The sequence below is a fragment of the Gordonibacter sp. RACS_AR49 genome (genome assembly GCF_030418435.1).
Classification (GTDB): Bacteria; Actinomycetota; Coriobacteriia; order Coriobacteriales; family Eggerthellaceae; genus Gordonibacter; species Gordonibacter urolithinfaciens.
On record NZ_JAIUDM010000005.1, the window covers coordinates 152,328 to 177,999 of the forward strand.

A 25,672-nucleotide genomic window follows, 5' to 3' on the forward strand; every position below is an offset into this window, starting at 1 on the left:
GCGATTATTGTACCGCAAGATGGCCCCCTGCGAGCGAGAATATCTCCGGCATCCAAGTAAAACCCGAAAGATGCGGAGGTTTCCGCCGTGCCCGCGAAGCTGAGCGCCTACAACGAGAAGCGCGATTTCAACCGAACCGCCGAGCCGGAAGGCGAGCCCGGCGAGCCCGCGGGGCGCCTGCGGTTCCTCGTGCAGCACCACCTGGCCCGCCGCGACCACTACGACCTGCGCCTGGAATGGGACGGCGTGCTGCTGAGCTGGGCGGTGCCCAAGGGGCCCTCGTACAACCCGCACGACAAGCGGCTTGCCGTGCACGTGGAGGACCATCCGCTGGAGTACCGCAATTTCGAGGGAACCATCCCGCAGGGCGAGTACGGCGGCGGCACGGTGATGCTCTGGGACGAGGGGTTCTGGGAGCCGCTCGGCGACGTCGACGCGGGCCTGCGCGACGGCGAGTTGAAGTTCGTGCTGGACGGCCGGCGCCTCAAAGGCGCCTGGGTGCTCGTGCGGCTGAAGCCCAAGCCGGGAGAGCATGGAGACAACTGGCTCCTCATCAAGGAGAAGGACGAGCACGTGCAAGCCGAACCCGGCATCGCCGGCTATGACACGAGCGTGCGCACGGGCCGCACCATGGACGAGATAGCGTCCGGCGACGATGGGCAGCTCGCGCGCAACCCCTTCGAACGGTCCGACGTGGAGCTGGCGAAGCTCGTGGCCTCGGCGCCGAAGGGCGACGGATGGCTGTACGAGGTGAAATACGACGGCTACCGCATGCTCGCGTTCGTGGAGGAGAACCGCGCGCGGCTGGTCAGCCGCAACGGCAAGGACTACACCGGGGGTTTCCCCGCCATCGCCGACGAGCTTGCCGACTGGTCCGCCGGCCGCGCGTTCGTGCTGGACGGCGAGGTGGCGATGATCGACGCGGACGGTCGCACCGACTTCCAGGCCCTGCAGAACTTCCTGCGCAACCCCGGCGGCCCGCAGCCCGCCTACCTCGTGTTCGACCTGCTGGCGCTTGACGACGCGGACCTGCGGGACCGCCCCCTGCTGGAGCGCAAGGAGGCGCTCGAGCAGCTGCTGGAAGGCGCGCCCGCCGGCATACGCTACAGCAGCCACGTGCGCGGGCACGGCGAGGACAGCCTGCGCGCCGCCTGCGAGCTGCGCCTCGAGGGCGTGGTGGGCAAGCGCGCCGACGCGCCCTACCGCGGCGTGCGCAACGGCGATTGGATCAAGCTGAAGTGCGACCATCGCCAGGAATTCGTCGTCGGCGGCTACACGCGTTCCGAGAAGAACCGCACGGGCGTAAGCTCGCTGCTGCTGGGCGCTTACGACGGCGGCGGGCTCTGCTACGTCGGCCGCGTGGGATCGGGCCTGGGAGCAGCCGAGGCGCGCGAGCTGGAGGAGGCCTTCGAGGGGTTGCAGCGCGCCGACGCGCCGTTCGAAAACCCGCCGAAGCCGCGACCGCACGAGCAGGCGGCCTGGCTTGAGCCGAGGCTGGTAGCCGAGGTCAGATTCGCCGAATGGACGCAGGACGGGCTCTTGCGCCACCCCAGCTACCTGGGCCTGCGCGCCGACAAGGATCCGCGCGCCGTGCGGCGCGAGGAACCGGACGAGGGCGGGCCCGCCGACGACGCCGCAGGGCCCTCCCCTGCCACGGCGGCCGCGGACGCCGTGAAGCCGGCAGCCGCCCGCCAACAGGCGGCATCCCCACAAGCGGCGGCGAGCCCTTCCGCGTGGCCGTCGTCCGATCCGCACTCCCCCGACCGATTGGAGCGTCCCATGGTTACCGCGAGCAAGAAGGGCGGCGGGCTCGTCATCGACGGCGTGACCGTCACGAACCCCGACAAGGTGATGTTCGGCGAGAGCGGCATCACGAAGGAGCGGATGGTCAGGTACTACGCGCAGGTTGCCGAGCGCATGCTGCCCTACGTGGGCGGGCGCGTCCTGAGCATCGTGCGCTGCCCGCGCGGCGTGGGCTCGGCCTGCTTCTTCAAGAAGCATCCGGGTCCCGGCAGCTCCGGGATAGTCACCATCGACGTCTCCGCAAGCGACGGCGAGACGGAGGAGTACTTCTACCTGGAGAGCGCCGCGGGGCTCGTGTCCGAGGCGCAGATGGACACCATGGAGTTCCACGTATGGGGCAGCCGGGTGGACGAGCTCGAGCACCCCGACACGATGGTGTTCGACCTCGACCCCGACAAGGGCCTCGACCTCGAGCAGGTGCGCCGCGGCGTGCGCGACCTGAAGGGCCTCTTGGACGAATTGTCGCTCACGTCGTTCCTGAAGACGAGCGGGGGCAAGGGCTACCATGTGGTGGTGCCGTTCGAGCCCGCCTCGTCCTGGGACGCGTTCCGCCAGTTCGCGCGCCGCATGGCACAGGTGATGGCCGAGAAGTGGCCCGACCGCTACACCAGCAACGTGCGCCTGGCCAAGCGCAACGGCAAGATATTCATCGACTGGATGCGCAACGGCCGCGGCGCCACGAGCGTGGCCCCCTACTCCCTGCGCGCGAGGTCGGGTGCGCCCGTGTCGGCCCCCCTCGCCTGGGACGAGCTGGACACGGTAGCCCCCGACGCCATCCACCTGGAAGCCGCCCTCGCACGCGCCGCCGCCCCCGACCCCTGGAAGGGCTACTTCGACGTGGACCAGGGGCTGGGGTGACGCAGGGGGCGTTTCAAACGCACAGGCAGCCACGGAAGCCGCGGACGGCGTAGTACGACTCGGCGCCGTTGTGGTAGACGAACGTGCGACCGAACCGCCGGTCGCCGAAGAGAGCGCCGCCTCGCTGCCGCACGTCCTCGGGCGTGGCAAGCCAACTTGACGTCTTCTGGTCGAACTCGCCGCGGCTCTGCAGCAGGGCGTACTGGCCCTCCGTCAGAAGCTCGATGCCCAGCCGCTCGGCTTCGCCCATGGCACTGCCGCGCGGCTTGTTCCGCTTACGCGCAGCAAGGGCCGCATCGTCGAAGCAGAGGTTGCGCCGACCAATCGGGCTCTCGGGCGAGCAGTCGAAGAAGACGAGCCCTCCCGTACGCTCGTCGACATCGACGACATCGGGTTCGCCGCCGGTGTTCTCCATACCCTGCAACACGCGCAGCTTCCCTGGCTGCACCTCCAGGCGAGCCCGCACGTTATCCCAGTCGACGCCTGGATGCCGCTCGGGATGCTGCGCGAACCGGCTCTCCAACACCTGCATGATCCCGCCCCGCTCTTCCGCTCCTCGCCCATCCCTATGCTCCATGGCAACTCCAACCGCCGCGTTTGTCTGTTGGCCTGCATGGTACGAGACGCCCTGCCGCAAACCCCAAAACGTTGCCGGACCGCAAAACTATCCCAAGCGTCATTCTTTGAGGCTACAGGGCTTGAATTTTTATCGTCACGCCATCAATCGGAAAACATGAAAAACCTCGCCAGCATATGAGTGCAACTAGCTTGCACCCACATGACAAAAAAGAGTCACCAAACATCTTGGTTCACTCTATTTACTTTGAGATATACTTTTATAAATATAAGTGAGAGGATGCTTATGAAATCCAACCAAGAAATTCGTGAGCAGCTGCATGAACAACGACGAAAAGTTGATTTTGACGCATATGATATTTCATGCGAAGAGCTTGTGTCGAGAATAGCGAAGAACCGAATTGATGTCGCTCCCGTTTATCAAAGGCAATTCCGTTGGGACAACGATAGGCAATCTGCATTAATTGAATCTTTACTCCTCGGCATCCCTGTTCCAAATTTATTCATGGCCACAAACAACTCGCCAGATCAGCCTTTGCAATGGGAGATTGTCGACGGACTGCAACGTAGTCTTACTATAATGAACTTCATCGCCTCGGACGAAAAAAGGGAGCTTGTCGGCCTTACGGGAAAGAGTTTGCGATTAAGGGGAATGTCTAAGCTAACTCATTTAAACGGTCTATGCTATAAAGATTTATCCGATGACATCGCCACGCTTCTGCTTGACAGGCCGCTTAAAGTAACCGTTCTTAACGATAAGAGCGACAAACAAGTGCGATTCGACCTTTTCGAAAGACTAAATACCGGAGGAATATCGCTAACCGACCAAGAAGTGCGTGAATGCATTTTTAGAGGCAAGTTTGTTGACATGTTAAGCGACTTGTCTCAAGAAGAAGACTTCGTCACAACGGTTCGTTTGGTCGATTCGCAAAAAAGTGATGGCACGCAACAAGAATATGTTTTGCGATTTTTTGCATTTATGGATAATTACGAACAGTTCGATCATTCCGTAAAAGACTTTTTAAATGGATATACTGAATGGGCCGATAATGAAGTGGGTGACAGTAAGGATTATCGAAAGGTTTTTCGCAAAACGTTTCGATATCTTAGAAAATGCTTCCCAGAGGGAATAGTAAGAAACCGTAAAACAACACCTGTAAACTTTTATGAAGGAATAGCGGTTGGGGCCGCACTTGCTTTAAAGAAAAATCCCGAATTGCCCGTAGCCCAAAACCTCAGCTGGACGCTCTCGGAAGAATACAAAAAGGCGACAACAGGAGCAACGAACTCCCGCGTTCAAGTAAAAAGAAGGATTGAATACGCAAGAGATAGATTTTTGATGGCATGAAGTCATTTAGCACAATCGTTGTTCGTTCGAATTTTCAATCGTCTACAAATACTGCAAGGACGCTAGTTGAGCAAGGCGAAAAAACTGCTTCAAAAGACGTAGATCTTCTTGACGTATCGAAGGAAACTAGAGGTCTTGCGTTTGTTATCCTTTTTGCAGGCTACGAAAGTTTGCTTAAAGGATTATCTCGAGAAATGCTTGAAGTTGCTTCTTCTTTTCGAGGCAAAATTGAGAATCTCCAACCACAGTTTGCAACTGCTGGCTTGTTCGAATGCGTTCAAAGTATCCGAGACACTGAGAAAAGTAAGCTTTGGCATAAAACTGCTCCCGAAATCCTCTCAAAGCTATCCTGCAAAGCTGATTGCATTAGCACAGGATTTTTTCCAGACGACGGGTCTTTCATGAATCAGTCTCAAGTAAGGTGCTTTTGCAATTACTACGCTCTTCCAGATCCGGCAAAAATTCTCAAAAAGACGTGGAGTGATATTCCCACAGTCAGAAGAGCACGAAATAGTATTTCGCACGGGGAAGAAACTCCATCTGAAGTCGGGAGAAACTATACCTATAACGAAGTCCTTAACATCATTTCAGATTGGGAAAAGCACTGGTTGGAATTTATAGACAAAGTCGAATCCATTGCCTCGCAAAAGGCTTTCTATATAAAATAGAGTCTCACCACTATGTTAATACCAATTGCACGATAATTACTGCAAGTCTATGCCAGCAAGTGGAAAGAACAATGATTAGTATATCGCAGGAAAATTAGCAAGCGAACCTTGTGGTCGGGGCGACAGGATTTGAACCTGCGACATCCTGCTCCCAAAGCAGGCGCGCTACCAAGCTGCGCCACGCCCCGACGCTGAAACAGCAGGGGCCATTATAGCAGAAGCCGCCGTCATGGCGACAGCGGCTTCATCGACGTTTCCGGCGTCTCCGCATCTTCTCCGCGCTCCGAAGCGAGCTCTGCTCAGAAGGCGGAAAGGGGTCGCGCGGCGCGGAGCCGACGGCATCCCGCCCGCCGAAGCGCTCGCCGGCATTACCGGATGGCCTAGCCTAGCATCGCCTTAGGCGTTGGCGCCGCCGGCTTCCTCGAGCTTCGCGCGCAGTTGGCGCAGGGCGTTGCCGCGGTGAGACACGGCGTTCTTCTCGTCGCGGCCGACCTCGGCGAGCGTGCGGGCGCCGCCGAACACGTCCGGCAGGAACAGCGGGTCGTAGCCGAAGCCCTCGCTTCCCCGTCCCTCGCGCCCGATGCGGCCCTCGACCGTGCCCTCCGCCACGACCTCCGAGCCGTCCTCGTCCACGAACACGAGCGTGCTTGCGAAGCGGGCGGTGCGCTCGGCGTCCGGCACATCGGCCAGCGCCGCGAGCAGCTTGACGTTGTTCGCAGCGTCGTCGCACGGCTCGCCGGCATAGCGGGCCGAGTGCACGCCGGGCGCGCCGTCGAGCGCATCCACCACCAAGCCGGAGTCGTCGGCCAGCGCCGCGAGCCCGCCGGAGGCCTCGTGCGCCGCGCGTGCCTTGATGCGCGCGTTGCCCTCGAACGTGTCGGCGTCCTCCGCCGGGTCGGACTCGATGCCCAGCTCGCGCAGCGTGCGGAACTCCCAACCCGGGAAGTCCAGCGCCGTGGCGATCTCCGCCACCTTGTGGGTGTTGTTCGTGGCCAGCACCACCGTCTTCATAGCAGCTCCCCTTCCCTACCGCGCACCGTGGCAAACCGCGGTGCGTCATCGTCTTCCATCGCCCGCCTGGGCTCCGCGACCCTCGCCGCGGCGCCGTCAAGCCAGGTCGACGTGCGCCACCGTGTCGATAGGCTCGCGGAACACGCGGCTGCCGAATCCGCGGAACTCCTCCAGGTCGTCGCCCGTCGTGTAGAACTCGTAGCGCGCCTCGTGGTCGGCGCGCGCATAGGCGCCGCGGCGGGCCAGGATCTCGGCCACGTCGCGCGCTGCCTCCGTCGACGACGAGATGAGCGTGACCTCGCGCCCCATAACTCCGCCGATCAGCGCCTTGAGCAGCGGAAAGTGCGTGCAGCCCAGCACGAGCGTGTCCACGCCCGCGCGCCGCAGCGGCTCCAGGTACTCGCGCGCTATCTCCTCGAACGCCGGGCGGATGTACACCTTCGACGCGAGCGACGTGTAGTTCTCCAGCGGCCCTTCCGCCATGCGGATGCCCTGCTCGGCAATCTCCACGAAACGCGGCGTGGCCGTGGAGAACACGGTGATGCCGGCATCCAGGTGCCGGATAGCCCTCGTGTACACATTCGACTCCACCGTGGCCTTCGTGGCCACGACGCCCACGCGATTGTTCCTCGTGGCGTGCGCTGCCGCGCGCGCGCCCGGCTCCACCACGCCGATGACCGGCACGGGGAACGTCCTCTGCGCGTGCGCCAACCCGGCCGCCGTGGCCGTATTGCAGGCGATGACCACCATCTTCACACCGCGGTCCACCAGCCAGCCGCCGATCTGCTGCACGAAGCCGTCCACCTCCTGCAGCGTGCGCGGCCCGTAGGGGCATCGCGCCGAATCGCCCAGGTACACGATGGATTCCCGCGGCAGCGCCTTCGCCAGCTCGCGCGCCACGGTGAGGCCGCCGAACCCGGAGTCGAACACGCCGATGGGCGCATCGTCGAAGGCGGGCGCGGGTGCCGTGGGCTCCGGGGCCGAGGATGGCACCGCGGCTGCGCCGGATGCCGGGGAGGTTGTCTGCATGTCGTCCATGCGGCCAGTATAGCGTAAGGCCCCGGCCGTTGTTCGCCATCGGTACCGGGCTGCCATAGTTTCTGCTAATCTGGAACATGAGCAAAACAGGAACGACCACGCGAGAGGAAGGCACGCCCATGAAAGTCCTGCTGATCAACGGAAGCCCGAACGAGAAGCGCTGCACTCACACCGCGCTGGCCGAGGTAGCCGGCGCGCTCGAGGCCGAGGGCGTGGAAACCGAGATCGCCTGGATCGGCCGCGAGCCCGTGCGCGGGTGCCTCGGCTGCGGCGGCTGCGCCAAGCGCGGCGACGCCCACTGCATCTTCGACGACGATGTGGTGAACGGACTCATAGCGAAGGCCGAGGCCGCCGACGGCCTGGTGGTGGGCACGCCCGTCTACTACGCCGGTGCGAACGGCGCCCTGCTGGCCGTTCTCGACCGCATGTTCTACGCCGCGAGCGCGCGGTTGCGCTTCAAGCCCGCGGCCGCCGTCGCCTCCGCCCGCCGCGCCGGCACGACGCCCGCCATCGACCAGGTGAACAAGTACTTCCAGATCAGCTGCATGCCGGTGGTCTCGTCGAACTACTGGCCCATGGTCCACGGCAAGACCGCCGACGACGTGGCGCAGGACGCCGAGGGCCTGCAGATCATGCGCGTCCTGGGCAGGAACATGGCCTGGCTGCTGAAGGCCACAGCCCAGGTGCCGGCCCCCGAAGTGGAGCCCAAGGTGATGACGAACTTCATCAGGTAAAGAGCGAAACGCCCGGCCTACACGAGCCGGGCGTAATTCTGTGATGCATGGAAAATACGGCCAACCTTCACCGTGTGATCCTCCACACGGTGAAGCGCCATATACCTCCTACCATGGGCGAAATCATCCTCGGCCTCCACTGCCCACATAAGCCTAGCCTAGTCGGGAATATACTCCATGATGCCCCCGGCTGCACGTCGAACCGCTCGCAGATGCGTCCTACGGCAAAAGAAGCTCGCACAGATGCTCCGATTGAAACACCCTGTTATAAGTGATATTCTCCGTACATCCAGCCATTCAAAGGAGAATAGATGTATCGGCAAAGGCCCGTTATAACATCGCGACTAGAGGCCCTCGACGAGCTGCGCGACGTGCAGATGACGCTCGATGGAACCTCGGCGCTCGCAATGGCGCTCTCCAAAAGCGGTATAGCCGATTCAGAAGCCGTCGCGCTCATCTCCTGCCTGCTCGAGTACTGCGCGCTTACCGTCGAGACCAGTTGTCAGGTTATGGATAATGAACTGGCGATCGGCCACGAGTACCGTGCGTAACCGACATCATGTCCTCTGATCGATTGCTTCCATGATTGGATTGTAGCATGATGTGCAACAATCCAATCATTAGCGGCGCTCAAGAGCCCAGGTCAGACTTAGAAGACGATCAACCGGCATCTGGAAAACATCGACTTCTGCCTGAGCGTGGACATGGCTTAGACACGCTTAGGGGACGCTGACAATCAAATCTGTGAAAAACCGCCCTGTCCAAAGCGTAGGATGTTGTGCCCAGATTCGGACCCGATCAGGAGTTTTGGTTGTCAAAGAAGTGATCACTCTACGATGTTTTACCTGATGGCGAGTTGATTATTGTGATTTTCTACCCATATTGTTGTTAGAGCCTCTCTCCCTTCGCAGCCTGACAGCAAGGCCTCGCGCCAACGGCGCCGCCTGGTCCCGCTCGACCCACCAGAACGCGGCAAGTGCAGCCGCCACGGGCAGCACGCTCCAGGCGGTCAAGAACCACGACGCCGCCATGAACACAGCCGAAAGAACCGCCTCCAGGACGCAGTCCCGCACGTAGGGCTCTCCGTAGCGGCCAGCCATAATTCTCTCGAAAGCGAAGTCCCTCGCCGCCAGTGAGGCAACGATACCCACGGATGCGGCCCCCACGCTCCCGGTTCCCAGAATCGCAGTGGCAGATAGGGCGGCGTTCGCAACCATTGTCGCAACGTTCACGGCGCACAGCAAGCCCTCGTCACGCGACATCTTGAGATAGGTGTTAAACAGGATATTCGCCTTGCAGCTGTAGACGCATACGGGCAGGACCAGGCCAAGGTAGGCAAGGCTCTCCCTGTACTCAGGCAACCACCAGCCCAGGATGAGCAGAACGGGGGCATAGCCCAGGTACACCGCAGGTAGGAAGCAGTGCAGCACCGAGCGGATCTCCAGGTACTTCTCGCGCTTGCCCTCCTCGCCGAGTCGCTTCAACACGGGGAACGCCACCATAGCGAACTGCCCGATAAAGTTGAGGGCGAAGTTGATGAGGGAGAAGGAGAAGGACAGCTTACCAAACACAGTGAGGCCAAGGTGCCAGTCGGTAAGCATGCGCGTGAAACCGACCACGAGAGAGTCCGCGTAATAGGCGACCATGACCTTTGCACCCGCCCTTATGTCGGCAGCGCAGGTGCGGGCCGCCTTGGAAAGAGACCCGCACCAAGCCCTGATGACATCGCGCGCGCAGACGAGAAGGTATGCGAACGCAACGAGCTGGCACAGAATGAATGCAACGACCACCGAAATGTAGCTGTCAATGTCCAGGACGATGAAAGAGGCCAGCAGGGGCAGGAACAGCACCTTGTTGAAGAAGCTAGCCAGGGAAGACACCTGCGTCAGGTTCACGCTCTGAAAAACGTAACCTAGACAGACGAAGTTGTTGGCGAGCAGCCCGTAGGCGATCACCACAAGGAACACCAGCAATCGATCCCCCGAGATACCTGACGCGAGCAGCGCAGCAAGGCAAAGCGCACCGACAGTCACCTGGGAAATCCCGATAACGGAAAGCTGAGCCTTGAGCCCGCTCTTGTCCAACTCCCCGTACCTCATCCCGCCGAGCCGGAGGTATATTCCGTCGTTGACGCCCAAGGCGGCAAAGCCAGTGTACGAGGAATAGAGCGTGAACATCTGCCAATAGGCGTAGTTCTCAAGGCCCAGCACCTTCGGTATCACCAGGGACATGACAATGCTGGAGACAAAGCCCATACCCTGCGCAGTCGCCGCATACGCCAGATTCTTGGTCAGGCCCGCGTTCTCTTTAGTAGAAAAAATCGACAAGATGTCTCCCATGCTTCATGCACGACATCGACGTGTTGGTCGGCAACAGCTTAGCCACGCTGCGGCACCTCATCTCCTCGAGATCTTATGCAGGGCGGCCTTCGCTTTCGCCATGGCCCAGATGACGTCGAAATGGCCCGAGGAGAGCATCCTGAGAATCAAGCGCCTGTCCCTACGGATGCCGTCAAGGCAGCAGGGAAGCGCATAGTACTCGAGGAAGGTTGGGTCTTGGGAAAATTCGCAAAGACAATTCATTGCTTCTGCCTTGGGCAAGACCTCGCAGACGCCCTGAGCGATTTCGGCGTAGGACTTAAGTCCCGTCATCTGCACGCCCGCGACAAGCGAGGTGTCTCCAAGTTCCTCGGCCCATCGCCTGGCGTACCCAAGGTGGATCTTATGCACCAGTTCGCGTGCATCGAGTTGCCTGAGGTCGAACTTCCTCGTAAGGCTTGCCGTGTTGACCCGGTAGTAGTACAGAGGTTCATCGATGTAGTAGCCTCTTCGCACGGCATCGGCTATGGGCAGCGATTGCAGGAGGTCTTCGGCGAAGCTGAGGCCGAAGTAATCGGAATAGTCGGCATCCAAATCCATGACCCTGCGGCGAACCGCCTTCGCCCACATTGAGAACAATGTGGGCGGAAGGCACGACCTTCGCACAAGGTCGGCCCTCGTGAAGTGCCCGGCGGAGTCAAAGGGAGCCGCGACCATCGTGGAGAAGCCCCTGTCCCTGCTGTAGCCGTACGCGACAACGTCGACATCCTCACCCGACCGAAAGGCTGCATCGATCATTTCAAGCGCGTCGGAGCGAAGGGCATCGTCGGAATCAAGCGAGACAAAGGCGTCGCCCTTCGCCGCCCGCAGGCCCGCTCGCCGGGCGGCGAGCGGGCCTGCGCTGTCCTGATGGACAACGCAGGCCTGCTCCCCTAGCTCCTCCGCAAGTTCGTCGCAGATCGCAGGCGAGGAATCCGTCGAGCCGTCATCCACGAGGACAAGCTCCCAGTCCGGATACGTCTGCGCCCTAACCGAGCTCACGCACTCGCGAAGATACGCCTCCACGTTGTACACCGGGACTATCACCGAGTAAAGCATGGGCATCAGTCTAGCCCTCCCTTCTGCTCAATACCGCTGAGGGCTCGAACCGTGCACCGCCCGAGGCGAAGAACTCGGCAAGCCTTGCAGCCTCCGCGTCTATATCGTAGCCCGCGGCTCTCACCGCAGCGACTCCGGCCTTCCTGTCGGCGGGCAACTCAGCCGAGGCCATTCGCTTTGCCCAGGCCATCGCCCCAGTGGAGAGCGGGATCCTCTCAAGCGAGCCGAGAATCGCAACCTCGGGCGTGATAGCATCCGAGCACAGGCAAGGAAGGCCCGATGCCTGAGCCTCAACAAGGACGAGGCTCAGGCCTTCGAACAGGCTCGGCATCATAAAGCAGTCGGCGGAGCAGAGCAGCTCGGGTATGTCGCTTCTGAACCCGAGAAACAGCACGCTGTCGCCCAGGCCTAGATCTCTCGCCTTGGCCCTAAGTGCCCCTTCGTCAGGCCCGCCGCCAACAAGCAGCAGCACACTCTCCGGCTGTAAAGCAAGCAACTCCTTGAAGGCCTCTAGGAGAAAGGCCTGGTTCTTCTGATGATCGAGCCTGCCTACGTTGATGTAGGTAGGCAGGTCGCCGAGCCTCAGCTGTCTGCGCATGCGCGTTCTTGTCTCTTCGTCGAACGAGAAGCGACCGACGTCCACGGCGTTCCGGACAACTCGGAAGCGCTGGGATTCAAGCTGGGATTCGTTGAAGCACCACTTAGCCGCCGCCAACGAGCACGCCCAGAAGTCCGTGGCCAGCGAGGCAATGCGGATCCGGTTCGCCTTGTGCCTCAAGATCCTGACTTGACCGTCGGCGATGTCGCGAGTGTTGTGCGCGTGGGCGATGCGCCGCGGTACCCCGACCTTCTTCGCCTTAACGAGAATGTCGAGGTTGCCCCATCTGCAGTCGTTGAGCCAAACGGCATCATATGAGCCTAAGCACTCGCTGGAAAACCTGTCAATGGCCTGCTTGTAACCAATCGGATCCTTTGAGCGCGAAGGCAGATAGAGCACCTCGCTTCCTAACTCCAGGACCCAGTCTTCGAAGGCCATGCTCTCGTGCGTGGTCACGAAGTCGAAACGCACGTCCGAGGGGGATATGCGCCCGACGTAGTTCTTGACAACCATCTCCAGGCCGCCGACGTTCGAAGTGAGGCCCCAAACAAGCACCTTTTTTCCTGGCTCGCTCATCGAGGCCCTCCGCCCTTCTCTGCTGAGCAGGCATTGTCGCCTGCAAGGTGGATACGAAAAAGACGTCCGCTCGCGGGGCGCTTCGCCATAAGCCCCATAAGGATCATAAGCAGGGTCCAGGCGAAGTTGGTTCCGAGAGAGTCAGCGAAAAGCATCTGGGCCATGACGAAGGTCATCACGAACGTCCCGTAAAGGCGGTTGCAGGCCATATCCCAGTAAAGCCAGATGAACAGCGCAAGGCCTAAGGGAGAAACCTCCAGGATGAGCCTGGCGAAGTCCATCTCGATGCCCCTTCCCGCAAAGGCCTGGATGGATCCGAAGCCGTACATCACGTAGTTATGTGAAAGCGCATTTACGAGCATCTGGTTTCTACCGGAGGTGAAGTCGGACTGGGTCTCGCCGAACAGGCCGTAGAAGAGTATGCCGTTCTCTGGCAGAAGGAGCCAGAGCCACGCAAAGGCCGCTAGGAAGAAAGCGAGTTTGAAGAAAACGGCCCAGCCTTTCTTGATGCGCCTGTCAGGGTCGAAAACCAACGGCAGGATGAACGCGGCTATCGCGTAAACAATCATGAGGCGTTTGAACACGAATATCGCAAAGAGAATGCTCAGAACGACCCAAACCTTGTTCTTCCTGAAGTAGCAGAAGTAGAAGCAAAGCATGATGGCGTTACTGGCGGCATGACTCGACTCGGTTACGGACTCGGAGTCTTCGATGCTTGCCGAAAAGAGGGCATCGAAGGACAGGCTTTCGAAACCTATCTCAAGTCCATAACCGATAATGGAGAAGACGAGGATCGCTACCATATCCCGATAGATCTGATCCTCGCTGAGACAATTCAGCATGCAGTAGGCAAGAAAGATGGGGATGGCCATCTTGAGCAAAAGCCCCAGGCAGGTCGTGTTGACAGCCCCCCTGATCAACATGACGAGGCAGGTGAAGATCATGAAGGCGAATAAAACGACGAGCAGCTTCTTGAAAGGCTCCCCAAACACCTCACGCTTCGAGCGAAGCACCGATGGTAAAGAGCAAAGCACCGCGAGGAGAGCCGTCAGGTACTTGACGTCGACAAGCGCTGACTCCACGTCGTGGGCAACGTAAAGCCCGTCGGTAAGCGCCTTCAGCGCATAGGTGGCAACAAAAAGGAAAGAGGCGATGGAAGAAAGGCCGATCACTCGCCGCCTATAGGATGCTCCGGTCGTTGAGGTGCACCGCACGTCATCTGTCTTCGACGCTATGCCCTCCATAGTGCCTCCCCACCCAAGAGCGCATACAGGACCCTCTCGTTCACAGCCGTGTACAGGTATTGCTCCGAGGCCTTATACGCATTCAGCGAATAGAGCTGGTAGCTATTGGCGACGCGCTCGACCGCCCTTCGAATCGATTCCGCAGTCCCGTCGGCGCTCTCGCCAGTAACCCCAAACTCCAAGACCTCGGAAATGCCGCCGACGGCGGTGGTGACAACCGGCAGCCCCATCCCCAAGGCCTCTAAGATGGTCATTGGGATGCCCTCATGGCTGGAGTTCATAACGAGGACGTCGGCGTGCCTCATCTCGTCGAGAACCTCATCGTGCGCAAGGGCTCCTGTGAAGCGCACCTTCGCCGTCGGGATTGAACGAAGGTCGTCATCGAGCTCCCCGGCTCCAACAAGCGTGAGCGAGGCCACGCGGGCGTCGGACTCCGCAGCTTCAATGATGGCGGGGATGCCCTTCACAGCCGAGAAGCGCCCGACGAAGAGCAGCCTCACGGCATTTGGATCGAAAGCTCTCTTGACCCCCTCGCGATACGTTATCGAATTCCCGACGAGCCTCACGTTGTCGTTCAGCCTCTCGTATTCCGCTTGAGTCCCACGGTCGAGTACGAACAGCCCGTCGGCAGCCTTGATAACGTGCGTCATGTAGTGCTGAAAAGCCGCCGCCACGGGGGAGCCGGAGAAGAACCGCAGGTTCCTGGACATCCCGACGAAGCTGCCATGCGAGAAGACGTAGCGCCTCCGTCCGCCGCGCAGTCGGATGAAGGAAAACGCCTCGGGGGTGTGAATGTAGTTGACGTCGTTGCCGGTCAGGTGGAGCCGGCCAAGGTTCCGCAGGAGGCCCTTGGCATACTCGAATCTAAGCGAGCGCCTTGTGTGGCTCTGGTCGCGCTCAGCAAGGCAGACGGGCAGAAAGGCAAAAGCCATGCCGAAGAGCTCCACGGAGCCAAGCTTGCCGACGGCGCCCCCGTCGAGCGTAACGCCGATGAGCACCGTGCGCTCAGCAACATCGGGGTGCTCTTCCGCCAGATTGCGTAGGAAGCCCTTGACGCTTGTCAGCTGCCCTCCGAGCGGGAAGTCTTCGAAGTTTGACGTGTCGTATATGAGAAGACGGGCACCGGCGTTCATCGCAGAACCCTGCTCTCGCGCAAGGTAAGGGTCTCCGCGCATCCGCCCGTGCCGTACGTCCATACCGGCGTTCCGCAAGCCTCGGCCTCCAGGTTCACCGTGGGGTAGTTGTCCTCTCGTGTGGGATTGAGAAAGAGGTCCGCGGCGGTATAGATCGCCGCCAGCTGCCCATGGCTCTCGGTGCGCTCAAGCATCACGACGAGGCACCCCCCCCCAGCCGAATGACAGTCGCACGCAGGTCGGAGAGGTCGGCGGCTATGACGTGCGCCTCCGCCCCCGAGACCTCTGCGACCTCAACGCAAGCGCTTCCCTCGACAACGGCCACGGGTGTCCCGCAGGCGGCGGCCTCGGCAACGGTCATCCCATAGGTTTCCTCGCGGCTCGGGTTCACGAACAGGTCTGCAGCGGTGTATATACCGGCAAGCTCAGCAGGGCCGTCTACGCGCCCAAGGCCAACGGCGTTGGCGGGGAGCTGCTTCATCTGCTTGGAACTCAGACCCACCAATACAACGGCGTAGCGCTCGTCTAGGTTGGCGGCCAACCACTCGAAGTCCCCAAGCCCCTTACGCTCCGTCCACGGACTCGCCACGCCCAGCACCATGAACCGGTCGCCGATGCCGTACCTCTCGCGGAAGTCGCTCGGCGTCGGCTTGAACACGGTGCGATCGATCTCGTTATGCTTCACCGTCACGAGGTACTTGGAGAGGAAGGACTCGCCCACGAGATCGGCGAGCCATTTCGAGGGGGTTATCAGCTCCATGCGCTCGGCGGGGACGAGGCCGAAGAGGCGCTTCTTGTCGTCGAAGTTCCGTATGCAGGAGCGCTTTGAGATCGTCTTCGGGTATGTGGATAGCTGGCAGCAGGGTTTTTCGTATGCGCAGCGGGACTGCCACTGCGCACACTTCACATATGTGAAGTATGCGCAGTGGCCCGTGAAAGCCCAGCAGTCGTGCAGGGTCCACCTCACCTGGCAGCGGTGCGCCGCCAGCCACTCGAAGAGCATCTCGACGTTGACGTAGTAGCCGTGGACGTTGTGCAGGTGCACTACGTCGGGATCGATCCGGTCGAGCTCCTCGAGCAGCCTCGCCGTGTCGCGCCTCGAGTAGAAGCCCGCGCGGCCGGTCAGGCGCGTCAGCGCCCCGTGCAAGCAGACCCCCGCTTTCGAGGCGCAGCGCCGCTCATGGTCGGACACCGTCTCGTGGCGGCGCCCCCAGAAGACGTACGAGTCGTGGCCCTGCTCGAGCAGCTCCTTGTGCAGGCCGCGCATGATGGTGCCGGTCGACCCGTTGTAGAAGGAGTTGATCTGGACGTATCTCACGTCAGCCCTTCCTCCACACCGTCTTGTCGACGACGCCGGCGTAGGACTGGACGATCCTCACGACCTTCGCCGACACGTTCTCGTCGGCGTAGTCGGGCACCTGGATGCCGCCGTCGCCGGCCTCCTCGAGGGCGACGGCCGTGCGCACGGCCTGCAGGAGGCCCCGCTCGTCGATGCCGGCCAGGACGAAGCAGGCCTTCTCGAGGGCCTCGGGGCGCTCGGTGGAGGTGCGCACGCACACCGCCGGGAAGGGCCTGCCGATCGAGGCGAAGAAGGACGACTCCTCGGGCAGCGTCCCCGAGTCGGAGACGACGCAGTACGCGCTCGACTGCAGCTTGTTGTAGTCGTGGAAGCCCAGCGGCTCGTGCATGCGCACGAGGGGGTGCAGCGCGAGGCCGGCCTCGGCGAGCCTCCTGCGGCTGCGCGGATGGCAGGAGTAGAGGATCGGCATGCCGTAGCGCTCCGCGAGCGCGTTCACGGCCCCGAACAGCGAGCGCAGGCTCGCCTCGTCGTCGACGTTCTCCTCGCGGTGGGCGGACAGCAGCATGTAGCGCTCGGGCTCCAGGCCGAGCCCGCCCAGGATGCCGCTCGCGTCGATCTTCGGGAGGTTCGCGCGCAGGACCTCGGCCATGGGGCTGCCGGTCACGAAGGTGCGCTCGGGGGCGCAGCCGCACTCGGCGAGGTACCGCCGCGCGTGCTCGGAGTAGGCGAGGTTGACGTCCGATATGATGTCGACGATGCGGCGGTTCGTCTCCTCGGGGAGCCTCTCGTCCTTGCAGCGGTTGCCCGCCTCCATGTGGAAGATGGGGATGTGCAGGCGCTTGGCGGGGATGGCCGACAGGCACGAGTTCGTGTCGCCGAGGACCAGGAGCGCGTCGGGGCGGACGGCGGCCATGAGCTTGTAGCTCGACTCGATTATCGCGCCAACCGTCTCGCCGAGGTCCTCCCCCGCCGTGTCCAGGTAGACGTCCGCGTCGCCGAGCTCGAGGTCGCGGAAGAAGACGCCGTTCAAGGAGTAGTCGTAGTTCTGCCCCGTGTGCGCGAGCAGGCAGTCGAAGTGCCGGCGGCACTTCTTGACCGTCTCGGACAGGCGGATGACCTCGGGGCGCGTGCCCACGATCACGAGCAGCCTGAGGCGGCCGTCGCCCTTGAAGGAGACGTCGGAGAAGTCCGTCCTCATAGATCCACCTCCTCGTAGAACGTGTCAGGGTCGTTCGGGTCGAAGGGCTCGTTGGCCCACATGAGGGTCACGAGGTCGCGCTCGGCCGAGAGGTTTTCGATGCAGTGGGTCATGCCCGGCGCCATCTCCACGACCTCGGGGCGCCCGCCGGAGACGCGGTGCTCCACGACGGGGTACGGCCCGCCGGCCTCGTCGAGGCCCACGCGCCGCAGCCTGATCGACGCCTCGCCGGAGACGACGAGGAACTTCTCCCACTTCATGCAGTGCCAGTGGTTGCCCTTGGTCACGCCGGGCTTGGAGACGTTCACGGACACCTGGCCGCGGTCGGGGGCGCGCAGGACCTCGCAGAAGGAGCCGCGCTCGTCGCTCTTGGGGTCGAGGGGGTAGGAGAGCGACTCCGGCTCGCAGTAGCTCAGGAACGTCGAGTGGAGCTTCTTGGAGAAGGAGCCCTCCGACTGGTCGGGGACGACGAGGGTGGCGCGCGAGTCGCGGAAGGACTCGAGCAGGGCCACGATCTCCCCGAGGGTGGCCCTGTCGGTCGGGCCGGCATGGCAGAGGCCGTCGTCGCCGCGGGACTCGTTCCCGAGCAGGGCCTCGAGCATCTCCGAGACGAGGTCGTCGACGTGCAGGAGCTCCAGCTCCGTCGAGGGGTCGTCGACCCTCACGGGAAGCCCGCGCGCGACGTTGTGGCAGAACGTGGCCACGGCGGAGTTGTAGTTCGGGCGGCACCACTTGCCGTAGAGGTTCGGGAAGCGGTAGACGAGCACCTTCGCGCCCGTCCGCTCCGAGTGCTCTCGGAACAGGCGCTCGCCGGCGAGCTTGCTCTTCCCGTACTCGCTTCCCGCGTAGCGGCCCTCCAGCGACGCCTGCGCGGAGGAGGCGAGCATGACCGGGCACGCGTTGCCGCAGCGCTCCAGCAGGCCCAGGAGCTCGGAGGCGAACCCGAGGTTGCCCTCCATGAACTCGGCGGGGTCGTCGGGCCGGTTCACGCCGGCGAGGTTGAAGACGAAGTCGGCCCCCGCGCACCACGCGTCGAGGTCCTCCGGGGAGGAGCCCCGATCGTGCTCCCAGACCTCCAGCGGCAGCAGCGGGGCGTAGCGCGGCCGGCGGTCCTTGCCGTCCCGGATGGCCTTGAGCGACTCGCAGAGGTTGCGGCCCACGAAGCCCCTCGCGCCGGTCACGAGCACCCTCACAGCAGGTCCCCCTTCCGCCCGGCGAGCGCCTCGCGAACGTAGGAGGCGGTCGCGATCTTCCCCACGGTCGCGGCCACGTCGAGCCGCTCGGTGTTGTGGGAGGTGTAGGACTCGTCGGCCTGGGTGCGCACGTTGCCCACGGTGAACCTGTCGTAGTTGAGGTCGCGCGTGTCGGCCCTCACGCGGAAGTACTCCCCCATGTCCTCGGCCCGGAGGCGCTCCTCGCGCGTCATGAGCGTCTCGAAGAGCTTCTCGCCGTGACGGGTGCCGATGACCTTGGTGCCCGTGCGCCCGAAGAGCTCCTGCACGGCCTCGGCGAGGTCGCCCACCGTGGCGGCGGGCGCCTTCTGGATGAAGAGGTCCCCCGGCTCGGCGTGCCCGAAGGCGAAGAGCACCAGGTCGACCGCCTCGTCGAGGTTCATGAGGAACCGCGTCATGGCCGGGTCGGTGACCGTCACGGGCCGCCCGGCGCGGATCTGGTCGATGAACAGCGGTATGACCGACCCGCGGCTGCACATGACGTTGCCGTAGCGGGTGCAGCAGATGGTGGTCCGGCCCGCGCCGTTGCGGGCGTTGGCGTAGATGATCTTCTCCATCATGGCCTTGGAGGTGCCCATGGCGTTGATGGGGTAGGCGGCCTTGTCGGTGGAGAGGCACACGACCTTCTGCACGCCCTCGTCGATGGCGGCGTGCAGCACGTTGTCGGTGCCGACCACGTTGGTCTTCACGGCCTCCATCGGGAAGAACTCGCAGGAGGGCACCTGCTTGAGCGCCGCGGCGTGGAACACGTAGTCGACCCCGCGCATCGCGTCGCGGACGCTGCGCTCGTCGCGCACGTCTCCAATGAGGAAGCGCACCTTCGCGGCGAGCCCGGGGTCGCGCTCCTGCAGGCGGTGGCGCATGTCGTCCTGCTTCTTCTCGTCGCGGCTGAACACGCGCACCTCGCCCACGTCCGATCCGACGAAGTGCTCGAGCACGGTGGAGCCGAAGCTGCCCGTGCCGCCGGTTATCATGAGGGTCCTGCCTTCCATTGCCCGCATCTAGGAGATCCTTTTCTTCCCTGTCGCCGCGTAGTAGACGAACTTCGTGTTGGTGACGGCGTAGCGCTCGAACAGCCGACCGGGCTCCTGGACAAGGCGGTAGAGCCACTCGAGCCCCGCCCGCTGCATCCAGCCTGGAGCCTCCGGCACCACCCCGGCCAGGATGTTGAACGCGCCGCCGACGCCGGCCATGAGGCAGCGCGTTCTGCCCTCGAGGCGCGCGCAGAGCGCCTCCTGGCGCGGGGCCCCGATGCCGACCCAGAGGAAGTCCGCGCCGGAGGCGTCCACGCGCTCCGCGAGCTCCCCCACCTCCTCGTCGGAGATCTCCCGGAAAACCGAGGGCTCGGCGCCGACGACCCGAACCCGCGGATAGTCCCGCCCGAGGGCGGCCGCCAAGAGCCCGAGGTTCTCCGGCGTGCTACCGTAAAAGTAATGGGACCAACCGTGCGACGGCGATCGCTCGAGCAGGGCCCGCAGCAAGTCGGGGCCGGTCACGCGGCCCATCGAGGGCTCGCTCCTGCGCCCGATTACGGAGAGGGGCTTGCCGTCTGGCAGGGACATCAGCGATCCCGCCTGCACCTCGAAGTACGCCGGGTCGTCGTGGGCCATGACCGTGGTGTGGGCGTTGGAGAGGCAGAGGTAGCTCCCCCGGATCGCGTCGAGGTTCTCCTCGACGAAGCGAACGCACCCCTCGAGGTCGACCGCCGTGATGGGCACGCCGATGACCGGCACGCGCGGCGGGACCTGGACGCAGGGCTCGGCAGCCACCTAGCACGCTCCCTTGCCGGTGAACACGACGGCCACCGTCTTGAAGATCACCTTGAAGTCGGTCAGCACGCCGCGCTCCTCTATGTACTTGAGGTCCAGCTCCACCATGTCGTCGAAGGTCGTGTCGCTGCGGCCGCTCACCTGCCAGTAGCCGGTGAGGCCGGGCTTGACCGAGAGGCGGCGCATGGCGCGCTCGTCGTACTGGGCGACCTCGGAGGGCAAAGGCGGGCGCGGGCCGACGCAGGAGAGCTGCCCGAGCAGGCAGTTCAGGAACTGGGGGAGCTCGTCGATGGAGTGCTTGCGGATGAAGCGGCCGATGCGGGTCACACGGGGGTCGTCCTTGATCTTGAAGAGGGGGCCGTCGGCCTCGTTGAGCTCTTGCAGGTCGGCCAAGCATTCGTCGGCATCGGCGTGCATAGAGCGGAACTTGTACATGTCGAAAGTCTCCACCTCGCCGTTTCGGCCGACCCGGCCCACGCGCTTCTGGGAGTAGATGGGACACCCCGGGCTCTCCAGGCGGATCGCCAGGCACAGCAGGAGCGAGGGCGCCAGCAGCACGGCTATCACGCAGAGAGAGAGCACTATGTCGAACGCCCTCTTCGCAAAGCGGTATGCGAGCCGTGCATCGTCGCACACATGCCCAACACGTGCTTCAGCATCTTTCGCCCCGGCCGCCGTCTCGCACAACGGAGCGTCTGCGTCGAGAGCCAACTCGCCTATCTGGTTCGGTTCTTGCACGAAGCTGCGACCGTAGCGGTCAGCACCCCCCCCCGTCGGAAGGTCCAGGTGCCTCACGCGGTCTTCCTCACAACTTCCAGGCCAACGCTTGCCGGGACGGTGCGGCCGAAGAGGGTGACGTCGAGGTAGGCGCGGCGCTTGTGGCGGTCGATCTTGCGGATGTCGCCCTCGAGGCCCATGAGGGGACCGCGCGTCACCGTGACCTTGTCGCCCGTGATGTAGCCCTCGCTCATGCGGACGATGTGCTCGCCGTCCATGAACGACAGGAACCAGTCCTGCTCCTTCTTCGTCAGCGGGAAGAACGAGTTCTCCTCGTTGCCCAACAGGCGGATGGGCAGGGGCACGCGCAGAAGCTCCTTGTTGAGCTCCTCGGCATCGCCTGTGACGAAGAACAGGTAGCCGGGGAACAACAGGCGCCTCACTAGCTTCCACTCGCCGCGGACGCGCCACATGGTCTCGTACTCGGGCATGAAGCACTCCTCGAGCACGTCCGGGGACACCAGGCGAAGGCAGAGGTCGCGCGTCGCGGACTCGCGTCCCGCCTGCACCTGCGCCACGTACCACATCGCCAGCCCCTTTCCCGCCGCGTCGATGCTCCGCCAAAAGAAAAGAGGATGAACAGCTGCACGCTTCTGCTTTCCCGACCCATGGCCGCGAGAGAGATCGCCTGCACCTATTCATCCTCTTGTCGATCGGCGGAACGCGCTTAGCGACGATTACGCCATCTCAAGATATGTAAGTTACCTTGCTGTTGCTTTTATACAACAACGAGGAGCCAAAGAAAGGCGCCTCGCGCCCTTCGAATGGTCAACGGTTGGGCAATGTTGTATATAGTCCGTTGTTATACATACAACACGCCCGTAGTCTTCGTTCATGCGAAACTTACTGCAAACAAAAGTCGGGTTGCGGATCAAGGACCTGCGCGCCGCCGCCGGGCTAAGCCAGGAGCGGTTCGCCCTGAAGATCGGCATGGACCGCACCTATCTTGCCTCCATCGAAGTCGGCGGGCGCAACGTCACGCTGCAGAACCTCGCCAAAATCGCCAACGGCTTCGACATGACCTTGTCGGAGTTCTTCGAGGGCATCCCCCGCATCGATCCCCGCGAGTAGAGGCCCGCGATGCTTTCCGCACCCGGCATGTCGATTATAACCTATAGTTGTATAAAAACAACAATTGAGTAACAGGATGCCGGGGGAACGGCGCGAAACGCGCGGCTCCGCCGGGGCGAGGCGCTAACCCGCGGGCATCCCCAGGCCAGCCGATCCCATGCTATGCCGTCGGAGAGAGAACCGCGGCGGCCACCCGGATCGGAGCAGCCCGATTGGAAAGGAAGGACCTATGCCGAAGGACCACGACCGCAAGACGAACGCGCTGCGCGAGCTGGACGCGGCGCGCGTGCCGTACGAGGCGCGGTTCTTCACCTGTCCCGAGGCGCTCTCGGGCGTGGAGGTGGCGAACCTTCTGGGGCTTGACCCGGACCGCGTGTTCAAGACGCTCGTCACGCAGGCCAAATCGGGCGGGCACTACGTGTTCATGATTCCCGTGGCATGCGAGCTGGACCTGAAGAAGGCCGCCGCAGCCGTTGGCGAGAAGGCCGTGGCCATGCTCCCTGCGCGCGAGCTGCTGCCGCTCACCGGCTACGTGCACGGCGGCTGCTCGCCCATCGGCATGAGGCGCCCCTTCCCCACCGTCATCGACGAGACGGCGGACCTCTTCGACCGCATCGCGTTCTCGGGCGGGCGCCTGGGCTGCCAGGTGGAGATGGCGCCCGACGACCTGGCGCGCGTCGTGCCGCTCGTGCGCGCCGACCTGACGGTGGCGTGAGGGCGGGCGCGCCATGGCCGCCCCGATCACGGTCCCCGTGCGAAAGAATCCCGACAGCGGGCGGCCCTGCCGACCGAAAGGCCGGCAGGCGAGGCATCCTACCAGTGACTCACCACGACGTCGCCCGCCTGGATGATGCCGTACAGCTCGGCAGCCTTGTACGGCGGCAGGTTCACGCAGCCGTGGCTGCCGGCGCCGTCGCGGTAGCGGGAACCGCCGAAAGAGGACTGCCAATCGGCATCGTGCAGGCCGATGACGTTGCCCACGAACGGCATCCAGTACTGCACGGTGGACTCGTACTTGCTGCCGTCGAGGTTCGTTCCTTTGAGCTTCGAAGGGCTGGCCTTCTGGTTGAGCCAGTACACGCCGGTCGGCGTGTCGTGCGACCCGTTCGGCGTGCCCGACACGATGGGCGACTCCCACACGAGCGCACCCGTCTCGTCGTAGAACCGTGCGTACTGCTCGGCCAGGTCGATGTCGCAGTACCTCAGGCCCCAGTCCTGCGCGCCCGCGCCGTTGTAGCCCGTGCCGACCGTGGTGCAGGGAACCTCCGCGGTCTGCACGGTGCCGGCCGCCACGGACTCCTTCACCAGGCTGAGCAGCGCGTCGTGGTCGACGCTCCAGCCGTAGACGCCTCCCGCCACCGTGACCACCTTGCCGTCGGGGCGCGTGTAGGTGCGCTGCGTGCCCACCGTGTTGCAGGCGGCCGCCAGCTCGTCGACCCAGGCCGTGAGCGCAGCCTCGTCGAGCGTGGCCGAGAGGTCGTCGCCCAAGCGGACCCACCGAGAGATGAGGTCGGCGTTCACCTCGCCGGCCGTGTCGCCGGCCATCGTGAGCACGAGGTCGGCCTTGATCATGGTGTTCGCCTGCTCGGCCGCAGCCGTGAGCTTCGGATCGGATGAGAGCACCTTGGGCTGCTGCAGGGCATCCGCTCCCAGCTTCACCGCGGGCTGCAGGGCCAGCACGGCGTCGTCCACGGCCTTGATGACGGTGTCGTAGCTAAGCGCCGTGCCCACGGCCTCCGGCTCCACCACGAATGCGCCCTTGGCCTCGCTATACGCGATCACGGCATCCGTGGGCGGGGTGGCGGTCTTGTTGAACTCGTCCACCGCGGCGCGCACCGTGTCGCCCAGGCCGCTCTCGTTGTACGTGGCTGCGAGCTTGTCGCTCTCGTCATGGGCCTTCAGTATCTCTATGGGCCACGCCCACGCGTTCGCGGAGGCGTGCATGGCATCGGTGGCGGCCCGACCGTCCAGCCTCATGCCGGCCTCCGCCGCGGACAGCTTGAGCGAGAAGCCCTGGCCCTCCACCTTCAGCACGTAATCGTCGATAACGTCGGCAAGCAGGCCCTGAACCTCCGCGGACGACTTGAGCGACACGTCGAGGTCGCCCACGGTCGTGCGCGGCAGAAAGCGGTCCATGAACACGAGCGCCCCGGCCAAATACACCACGGCCAGGAGAGCAACGATCACGCCGAGGACGATGCCGAGCACCTTGAGCGGCTTGCGGCCGCCCTTGGCTTCCGCCTCGCTCACGTCCACCGGCAGCATAGGGCCGCCCGCGAACGCAGGCTGGCCCGGCTGGCCGCCGGGCTTCGCCTTGGCGTTCGGCATGACGGGGCGCACGGGCTGGGGCATGACGGCGGTCTGGTCCGGGGCAGGCTTGCCGGGAGCCGGCGCGCCCGAGGTTGCCTTCCCCGGGTCCTTGTCGGGAGCCGCCGAGCCGGGAGTCTCCGGCTTCGGCGGCACGGCTTGACCGGCAGGCATCGGGCCTCCCTGCGCATCGCCGCCGTCCGGCTGCGGGGGCGGGGCGGCGTGGCGCGCATGCCGGGCTTTGCTGTTCTTGTTATCGTTCATGTGCGACTCTCATACACTCGGTTGTCTCGTCTGAAACAGGCTTCTCGGGTATCCGTTGCATTGTACCAAGAGAAGCGTCGATCCCTCGTAAACAAAACGACTAACGCTGCCCGAAGGTTACACTCGTCACAAATTCGCCACGGGAAAAGTCTCATTTTCCCGGGTGCGTCAACGCTCGGATGAAGGTCGCAGGTTGCGAACGGCCGTGACGCCGCGCTTGACAAACGCGCATGGCAGGATAGAATGAAAGTTCCGCAGCGCCTCGGCGCGGCGGGCGCCCGGCATCGGGCGCGATCCTTGAAAAGGTGGGGCCATCCCCTCCCGACGGCTGCGCCAGCCCGGCACGGGCACCGCGGCAAGCATCCGGGGGCGACTGGTTTCGACATGGTACGTCTGAAATGAGGAGCAGGTCGTGGTCTCCTCGCCACGTTAAACAGGGGTAACGTCAATTTAATTGGCAAAGCTAAGACTCAGAGCGCTCCGGCGCTCGCCATGGCTGCTTAATAGCGCCTGGCTGTCGGCCTTGGGACTTCCCCGCCCCTCGGTCCGGCATCAACTTAGGGGAATGCGCTCGGGCACGTAGCCGGTATGGCCCGGGCAAAGACTGAACCGGCTAGGAAGCGCAACGCCCGTCGGCGGGCCGCGCGCAACCGAACGATGATCGCCGACTAAGCTTGTAGAGCCTCATGGACGAGGTAGTATGGACCGGAGTTCGATTCTCCGCGCCTCCACCAACCAAAGGCAGGAGCCC

General features: G+C 63.2%; 25 protein-coding genes, 1 tRNA gene and 1 other RNA gene. 8 read left to right on the plus strand and 19 right to left on the minus strand.

From position 1 onward, the window contains the following. The first annotated feature begins 87 nt into the window (after nucleotides 1-87). On the plus strand, nucleotides 88-2,661 hold the full coding sequence (gene ligD / locus LB310_RS09820; RefSeq protein ID WP_301155003.1) for a DNA ligase D: 2,574 nt from the start codon (nucleotides 88-90) through the stop codon (nucleotides 2,659-2,661). Nucleotides 2,662-2,674: 13 nt separating this feature from the next. Here the strand turns inward: ligD and LB310_RS09825 are convergent, their stop codons facing one another. Then, nucleotides 2,675-3,193 (minus strand): DUF4256 domain-containing protein, encoded by a 519-nt coding sequence (locus LB310_RS09825; RefSeq protein WP_301155004.1) that lies wholly within the window; start codon nucleotides 3,191-3,193, stop codon nucleotides 2,675-2,677. 330 nt (nucleotides 3,194-3,523) lie between these two features. Between LB310_RS09825 and LB310_RS09830 the strand changes: the two genes are divergently transcribed. Both LB310_RS09830 and LB310_RS09835 read left to right on the plus strand, forming a co-directional pair. After that, nucleotides 3,524-4,585 (plus strand): DUF262 domain-containing protein, encoded by a 1,062-nt coding sequence (locus LB310_RS09830; RefSeq protein ID WP_301155005.1) that lies wholly within the window; start codon nucleotides 3,524-3,526, stop codon nucleotides 4,583-4,585. Then, complete coding sequence (locus LB310_RS09835; RefSeq protein WP_301155006.1) at nucleotides 4,582-5,253, plus strand: hypothetical protein; 672 nt, start codon at nucleotides 4,582-4,584, stop codon at nucleotides 5,251-5,253. Before LB310_RS09830 ends, LB310_RS09835 begins: the two co-directional genes overlap by 4 nt. Nucleotides 5,254-5,364: 111 nt before the next feature. On the opposite strand, the gene LB310_RS09840 is transcribed toward LB310_RS09835, so the two are convergent. The 3 genes from LB310_RS09840 to murI form a co-directional block, all read right to left on the minus strand. Then, nucleotides 5,365-5,441, minus strand: a tRNA-Pro gene (locus LB310_RS09840). 208 nt (nucleotides 5,442-5,649) lie between these two features. Next, on the minus strand, nucleotides 5,650-6,264 hold the full coding sequence (gene rdgB, locus LB310_RS09845) for an RdgB/HAM1 family non-canonical purine NTP pyrophosphatase (protein ID WP_278807006.1): 615 nt from the start codon (nucleotides 6,262-6,264) through the stop codon (nucleotides 5,650-5,652). A gap of 96 nt (nucleotides 6,265-6,360) precedes the next feature. Then, a complete protein-coding gene (murI, locus tag LB310_RS09850; RefSeq protein ID WP_341461062.1) occupies nucleotides 6,361-7,302 on the minus strand; it encodes a glutamate racemase in 942 nt (313 codons plus the stop codon). Between the two features lie 119 nt (nucleotides 7,303-7,421). Here murI and LB310_RS09855 point away from each other — a divergent pair, with 119 nt between their 5' ends. After that, on the plus strand, nucleotides 7,422-8,036 hold the full coding sequence (locus LB310_RS09855; protein WP_278807004.1) for a flavodoxin family protein: 615 nt from the start codon (nucleotides 7,422-7,424) through the stop codon (nucleotides 8,034-8,036). Between the two features lie 311 nt (nucleotides 8,037-8,347). Next, nucleotides 8,348-8,587: a hypothetical protein gene (locus LB310_RS09860; protein ID WP_278807003.1), complete on the plus strand. Its 240-nt coding sequence runs from the start codon at nucleotides 8,348-8,350 to the stop codon at nucleotides 8,585-8,587. 309 nt (nucleotides 8,588-8,896) lie between these two features. Here LB310_RS09860 and LB310_RS09865 read toward each other — a convergent pair whose 3' ends face one another. From LB310_RS09865 to loaP, 14 genes are read right to left on the minus strand one after another with little or no spacing between them, the layout of a single operon-like run. Continuing rightward, nucleotides 8,897-10,375 (minus strand): hypothetical protein, encoded by a 1,479-nt coding sequence (locus tag LB310_RS09865; protein ID WP_278807002.1) that lies wholly within the window; start codon nucleotides 10,373-10,375, stop codon nucleotides 8,897-8,899. A 57-nt stretch (nucleotides 10,376-10,432) separates the two neighbouring features. Then, entirely contained in the window at nucleotides 10,433-11,458 is a 1,026-nt protein-coding gene (locus tag LB310_RS09870; RefSeq protein ID WP_301155007.1) for a glycosyltransferase family 2 protein, read from the minus strand. 4 nt (nucleotides 11,459-11,462) lie between these two features. Continuing rightward, the gene (locus tag LB310_RS09875; RefSeq protein ID WP_123673828.1) at nucleotides 11,463-12,626 is read right to left on the minus strand and encodes a glycosyltransferase; all 1,164 of its coding nucleotides are present in this window, start codon (nucleotides 12,624-12,626) and stop codon (nucleotides 11,463-11,465) included. Continuing rightward, entirely contained in the window at nucleotides 12,623-13,870 is a 1,248-nt protein-coding gene (locus LB310_RS09880) for a hypothetical protein (protein ID WP_278806999.1), read from the minus strand. The genes LB310_RS09875 and LB310_RS09880 overlap by 4 nt, the downstream gene beginning before the upstream one ends. Further along, nucleotides 13,858-15,003 (minus strand): glycosyltransferase family 4 protein, encoded by a 1,146-nt coding sequence (locus LB310_RS09885; RefSeq protein ID WP_161959736.1) that lies wholly within the window; start codon nucleotides 15,001-15,003, stop codon nucleotides 13,858-13,860. The genes LB310_RS09880 and LB310_RS09885 overlap by 13 nt, the downstream gene beginning before the upstream one ends. Then, entirely contained in the window at nucleotides 15,000-15,197 is a 198-nt protein-coding gene (locus tag LB310_RS09890) for a glycosyltransferase (RefSeq protein ID WP_087192287.1), read from the minus strand. Before LB310_RS09890 ends, LB310_RS09885 begins: the two co-directional genes overlap by 4 nt. Continuing rightward, nucleotides 15,197-16,321 carry a glycosyltransferase gene (locus LB310_RS09895; RefSeq protein WP_278806998.1) on the minus strand — a complete coding sequence of 375 codons (1,125 nt, stop codon included), beginning with the start codon at nucleotides 16,319-16,321 and terminating at the stop codon, nucleotides 15,197-15,199. Before LB310_RS09895 ends, LB310_RS09890 begins: the two co-directional genes overlap by 1 nt. 1 nt (nucleotide 16,322) lies before the next feature. Continuing rightward, nucleotides 16,323-17,501, minus strand: a complete 1,179-nt coding sequence (locus tag LB310_RS09900) for a UDP-N-acetyl glucosamine 2-epimerase (protein ID WP_278806997.1) — start codon at nucleotides 17,499-17,501, stop codon at nucleotides 16,323-16,325. Next, a complete protein-coding gene (locus LB310_RS09905) occupies nucleotides 17,498-18,694 on the minus strand; it encodes an NAD-dependent epimerase/dehydratase family protein (RefSeq protein WP_278806996.1) in 1,197 nt (398 codons plus the stop codon). Before LB310_RS09905 ends, LB310_RS09900 begins: the two co-directional genes overlap by 4 nt. Then, entirely contained in the window at nucleotides 18,691-19,734 is a 1,044-nt protein-coding gene (locus LB310_RS09910) for a polysaccharide biosynthesis protein (protein WP_278806995.1), read from the minus strand. Before LB310_RS09910 ends, LB310_RS09905 begins: the two co-directional genes overlap by 4 nt. After that, on the minus strand, nucleotides 19,735-20,502 hold the full coding sequence (locus tag LB310_RS09915) for a WecB/TagA/CpsF family glycosyltransferase (RefSeq protein ID WP_278806993.1): 768 nt from the start codon (nucleotides 20,500-20,502) through the stop codon (nucleotides 19,735-19,737). Continuing rightward, the gene (locus LB310_RS09920) at nucleotides 20,503-21,213 is read right to left on the minus strand and encodes a sugar transferase (RefSeq protein ID WP_238991220.1); all 711 of its coding nucleotides are present in this window, start codon (nucleotides 21,211-21,213) and stop codon (nucleotides 20,503-20,505) included. 5 nt (nucleotides 21,214-21,218) lie between these two features. After that, nucleotides 21,219-21,266 (minus strand): Vmc-like lipoprotein signal peptide domain-containing protein, encoded by a 48-nt coding sequence (locus LB310_RS15345; RefSeq protein WP_367316813.1) that lies wholly within the window; start codon nucleotides 21,264-21,266, stop codon nucleotides 21,219-21,221. A gap of 27 nt (nucleotides 21,267-21,293) precedes the next feature. Next, on the minus strand, nucleotides 21,294-21,806 hold the full coding sequence (gene loaP, locus LB310_RS09925) for an antiterminator LoaP (RefSeq protein ID WP_087190861.1): 513 nt from the start codon (nucleotides 21,804-21,806) through the stop codon (nucleotides 21,294-21,296). A 337-nt stretch (nucleotides 21,807-22,143) separates the two neighbouring features. On the opposite strand from loaP, the gene LB310_RS09930 reads away from it, so the two are divergent. Together LB310_RS09930 and ybaK are read left to right on the plus strand one after the other, a co-directional pair. Next, nucleotides 22,144-22,350, plus strand: coding sequence for a helix-turn-helix domain-containing protein (locus LB310_RS09930; protein ID WP_231897325.1), 207 nt, complete (start codon nucleotides 22,144-22,146; stop codon nucleotides 22,348-22,350). Between the two features lie 229 nt (nucleotides 22,351-22,579). After that, nucleotides 22,580-23,065, plus strand: a complete 486-nt coding sequence (gene ybaK / locus LB310_RS09935; protein WP_087190859.1) for a Cys-tRNA(Pro) deacylase — start codon at nucleotides 22,580-22,582, stop codon at nucleotides 23,063-23,065. A gap of 98 nt (nucleotides 23,066-23,163) precedes the next feature. On the opposite strand, the gene LB310_RS09940 is transcribed toward ybaK, so the two are convergent. Continuing rightward, nucleotides 23,164-24,921, minus strand: a complete 1,758-nt coding sequence (locus LB310_RS09940) for a L,D-transpeptidase family protein (RefSeq protein ID WP_301155008.1) — start codon at nucleotides 24,919-24,921, stop codon at nucleotides 23,164-23,166. Between the two features lie 365 nt (nucleotides 24,922-25,286). Between LB310_RS09940 and ssrA the strand changes: the two genes are divergently transcribed. Continuing rightward, nucleotides 25,287-25,655: a transfer-messenger RNA gene (ssrA, locus tag LB310_RS09945) on the plus strand. The last annotated feature ends 17 nt before the right edge of the window (nucleotides 25,656-25,672 follow it).

Excerpts from the sequence above, each read along its gene's own strand:
- LB310_RS09825 (WP_301155004.1), bottom strand. The coding sequence starts at position 3,193 with ATGCAGGTGTTGGAGAGCCGGTTCGCGCAGCATCCCGAGCGGCATCCA.
- LB310_RS09830 (WP_301155005.1), top strand. The coding sequence starts at position 3,524 with ATGAAATCCAACCAAGAAATTCGTGAGCAGCTGCATGAACAACGACGA.
- LB310_RS09835 (WP_301155006.1), top strand. The coding sequence starts at position 4,582 with ATGAAGTCATTTAGCACAATCGTTGTTCGTTCGAATTTTCAATCGTCT.
- rdgB (WP_278807006.1), bottom strand. The coding sequence starts at position 6,264 with ATGAAGACGGTGGTGCTGGCCACGAACAACACCCACAAGGTGGCGGAG.
- murI (WP_341461062.1), bottom strand. The coding sequence starts at position 7,302 with ATGGACGACATGCAGACAACCTCCCCGGCATCCGGCGCAGCCGCGGTG.
- LB310_RS09855 (WP_278807004.1), top strand. The coding sequence starts at position 7,422 with ATGAAAGTCCTGCTGATCAACGGAAGCCCGAACGAGAAGCGCTGCACT.
- LB310_RS09860 (WP_278807003.1), top strand. The coding sequence starts at position 8,348 with ATGTATCGGCAAAGGCCCGTTATAACATCGCGACTAGAGGCCCTCGAC.
- LB310_RS09865 (WP_278807002.1), bottom strand. The coding sequence starts at position 10,375 with ATGGGAGACATCTTGTCGATTTTTTCTACTAAAGAGAACGCGGGCCTG.
- LB310_RS09870 (WP_301155007.1), bottom strand. The coding sequence starts at position 11,458 with ATGCCCATGCTTTACTCGGTGATAGTCCCGGTGTACAACGTGGAGGCG.
- LB310_RS09875 (WP_123673828.1), bottom strand. The coding sequence starts at position 12,626 with ATGAGCGAGCCAGGAAAAAAGGTGCTTGTTTGGGGCCTCACTTCGAAC.
- LB310_RS09880 (WP_278806999.1), bottom strand. The coding sequence starts at position 13,870 with ATGGAGGGCATAGCGTCGAAGACAGATGACGTGCGGTGCACCTCAACG.
- LB310_RS09885 (WP_161959736.1), bottom strand. The coding sequence starts at position 15,003 with ATGAACGCCGGTGCCCGTCTTCTCATATACGACACGTCAAACTTCGAA.
- LB310_RS09890 (WP_087192287.1), bottom strand. The coding sequence starts at position 15,197 with ATGCTTGAGCGCACCGAGAGCCATGGGCAGCTGGCGGCGATCTATACC.
- LB310_RS09900 (WP_278806997.1), bottom strand. The coding sequence starts at position 17,501 with ATGAGGACGGACTTCTCCGACGTCTCCTTCAAGGGCGACGGCCGCCTC.
- LB310_RS09910 (WP_278806995.1), bottom strand. The coding sequence starts at position 19,734 with ATGCGGGCAATGGAAGGCAGGACCCTCATGATAACCGGCGGCACGGGC.
- loaP (WP_087190861.1), bottom strand. The coding sequence starts at position 21,806 with ATGTGGTACGTGGCGCAGGTGCAGGCGGGACGCGAGTCCGCGACGCGC.
- ybaK (WP_087190859.1), top strand. The coding sequence starts at position 22,580 with ATGCCGAAGGACCACGACCGCAAGACGAACGCGCTGCGCGAGCTGGAC.
- LB310_RS09940 (WP_301155008.1), bottom strand. The coding sequence starts at position 24,921 with ATGAACGATAACAAGAACAGCAAAGCCCGGCATGCGCGCCACGCCGCC.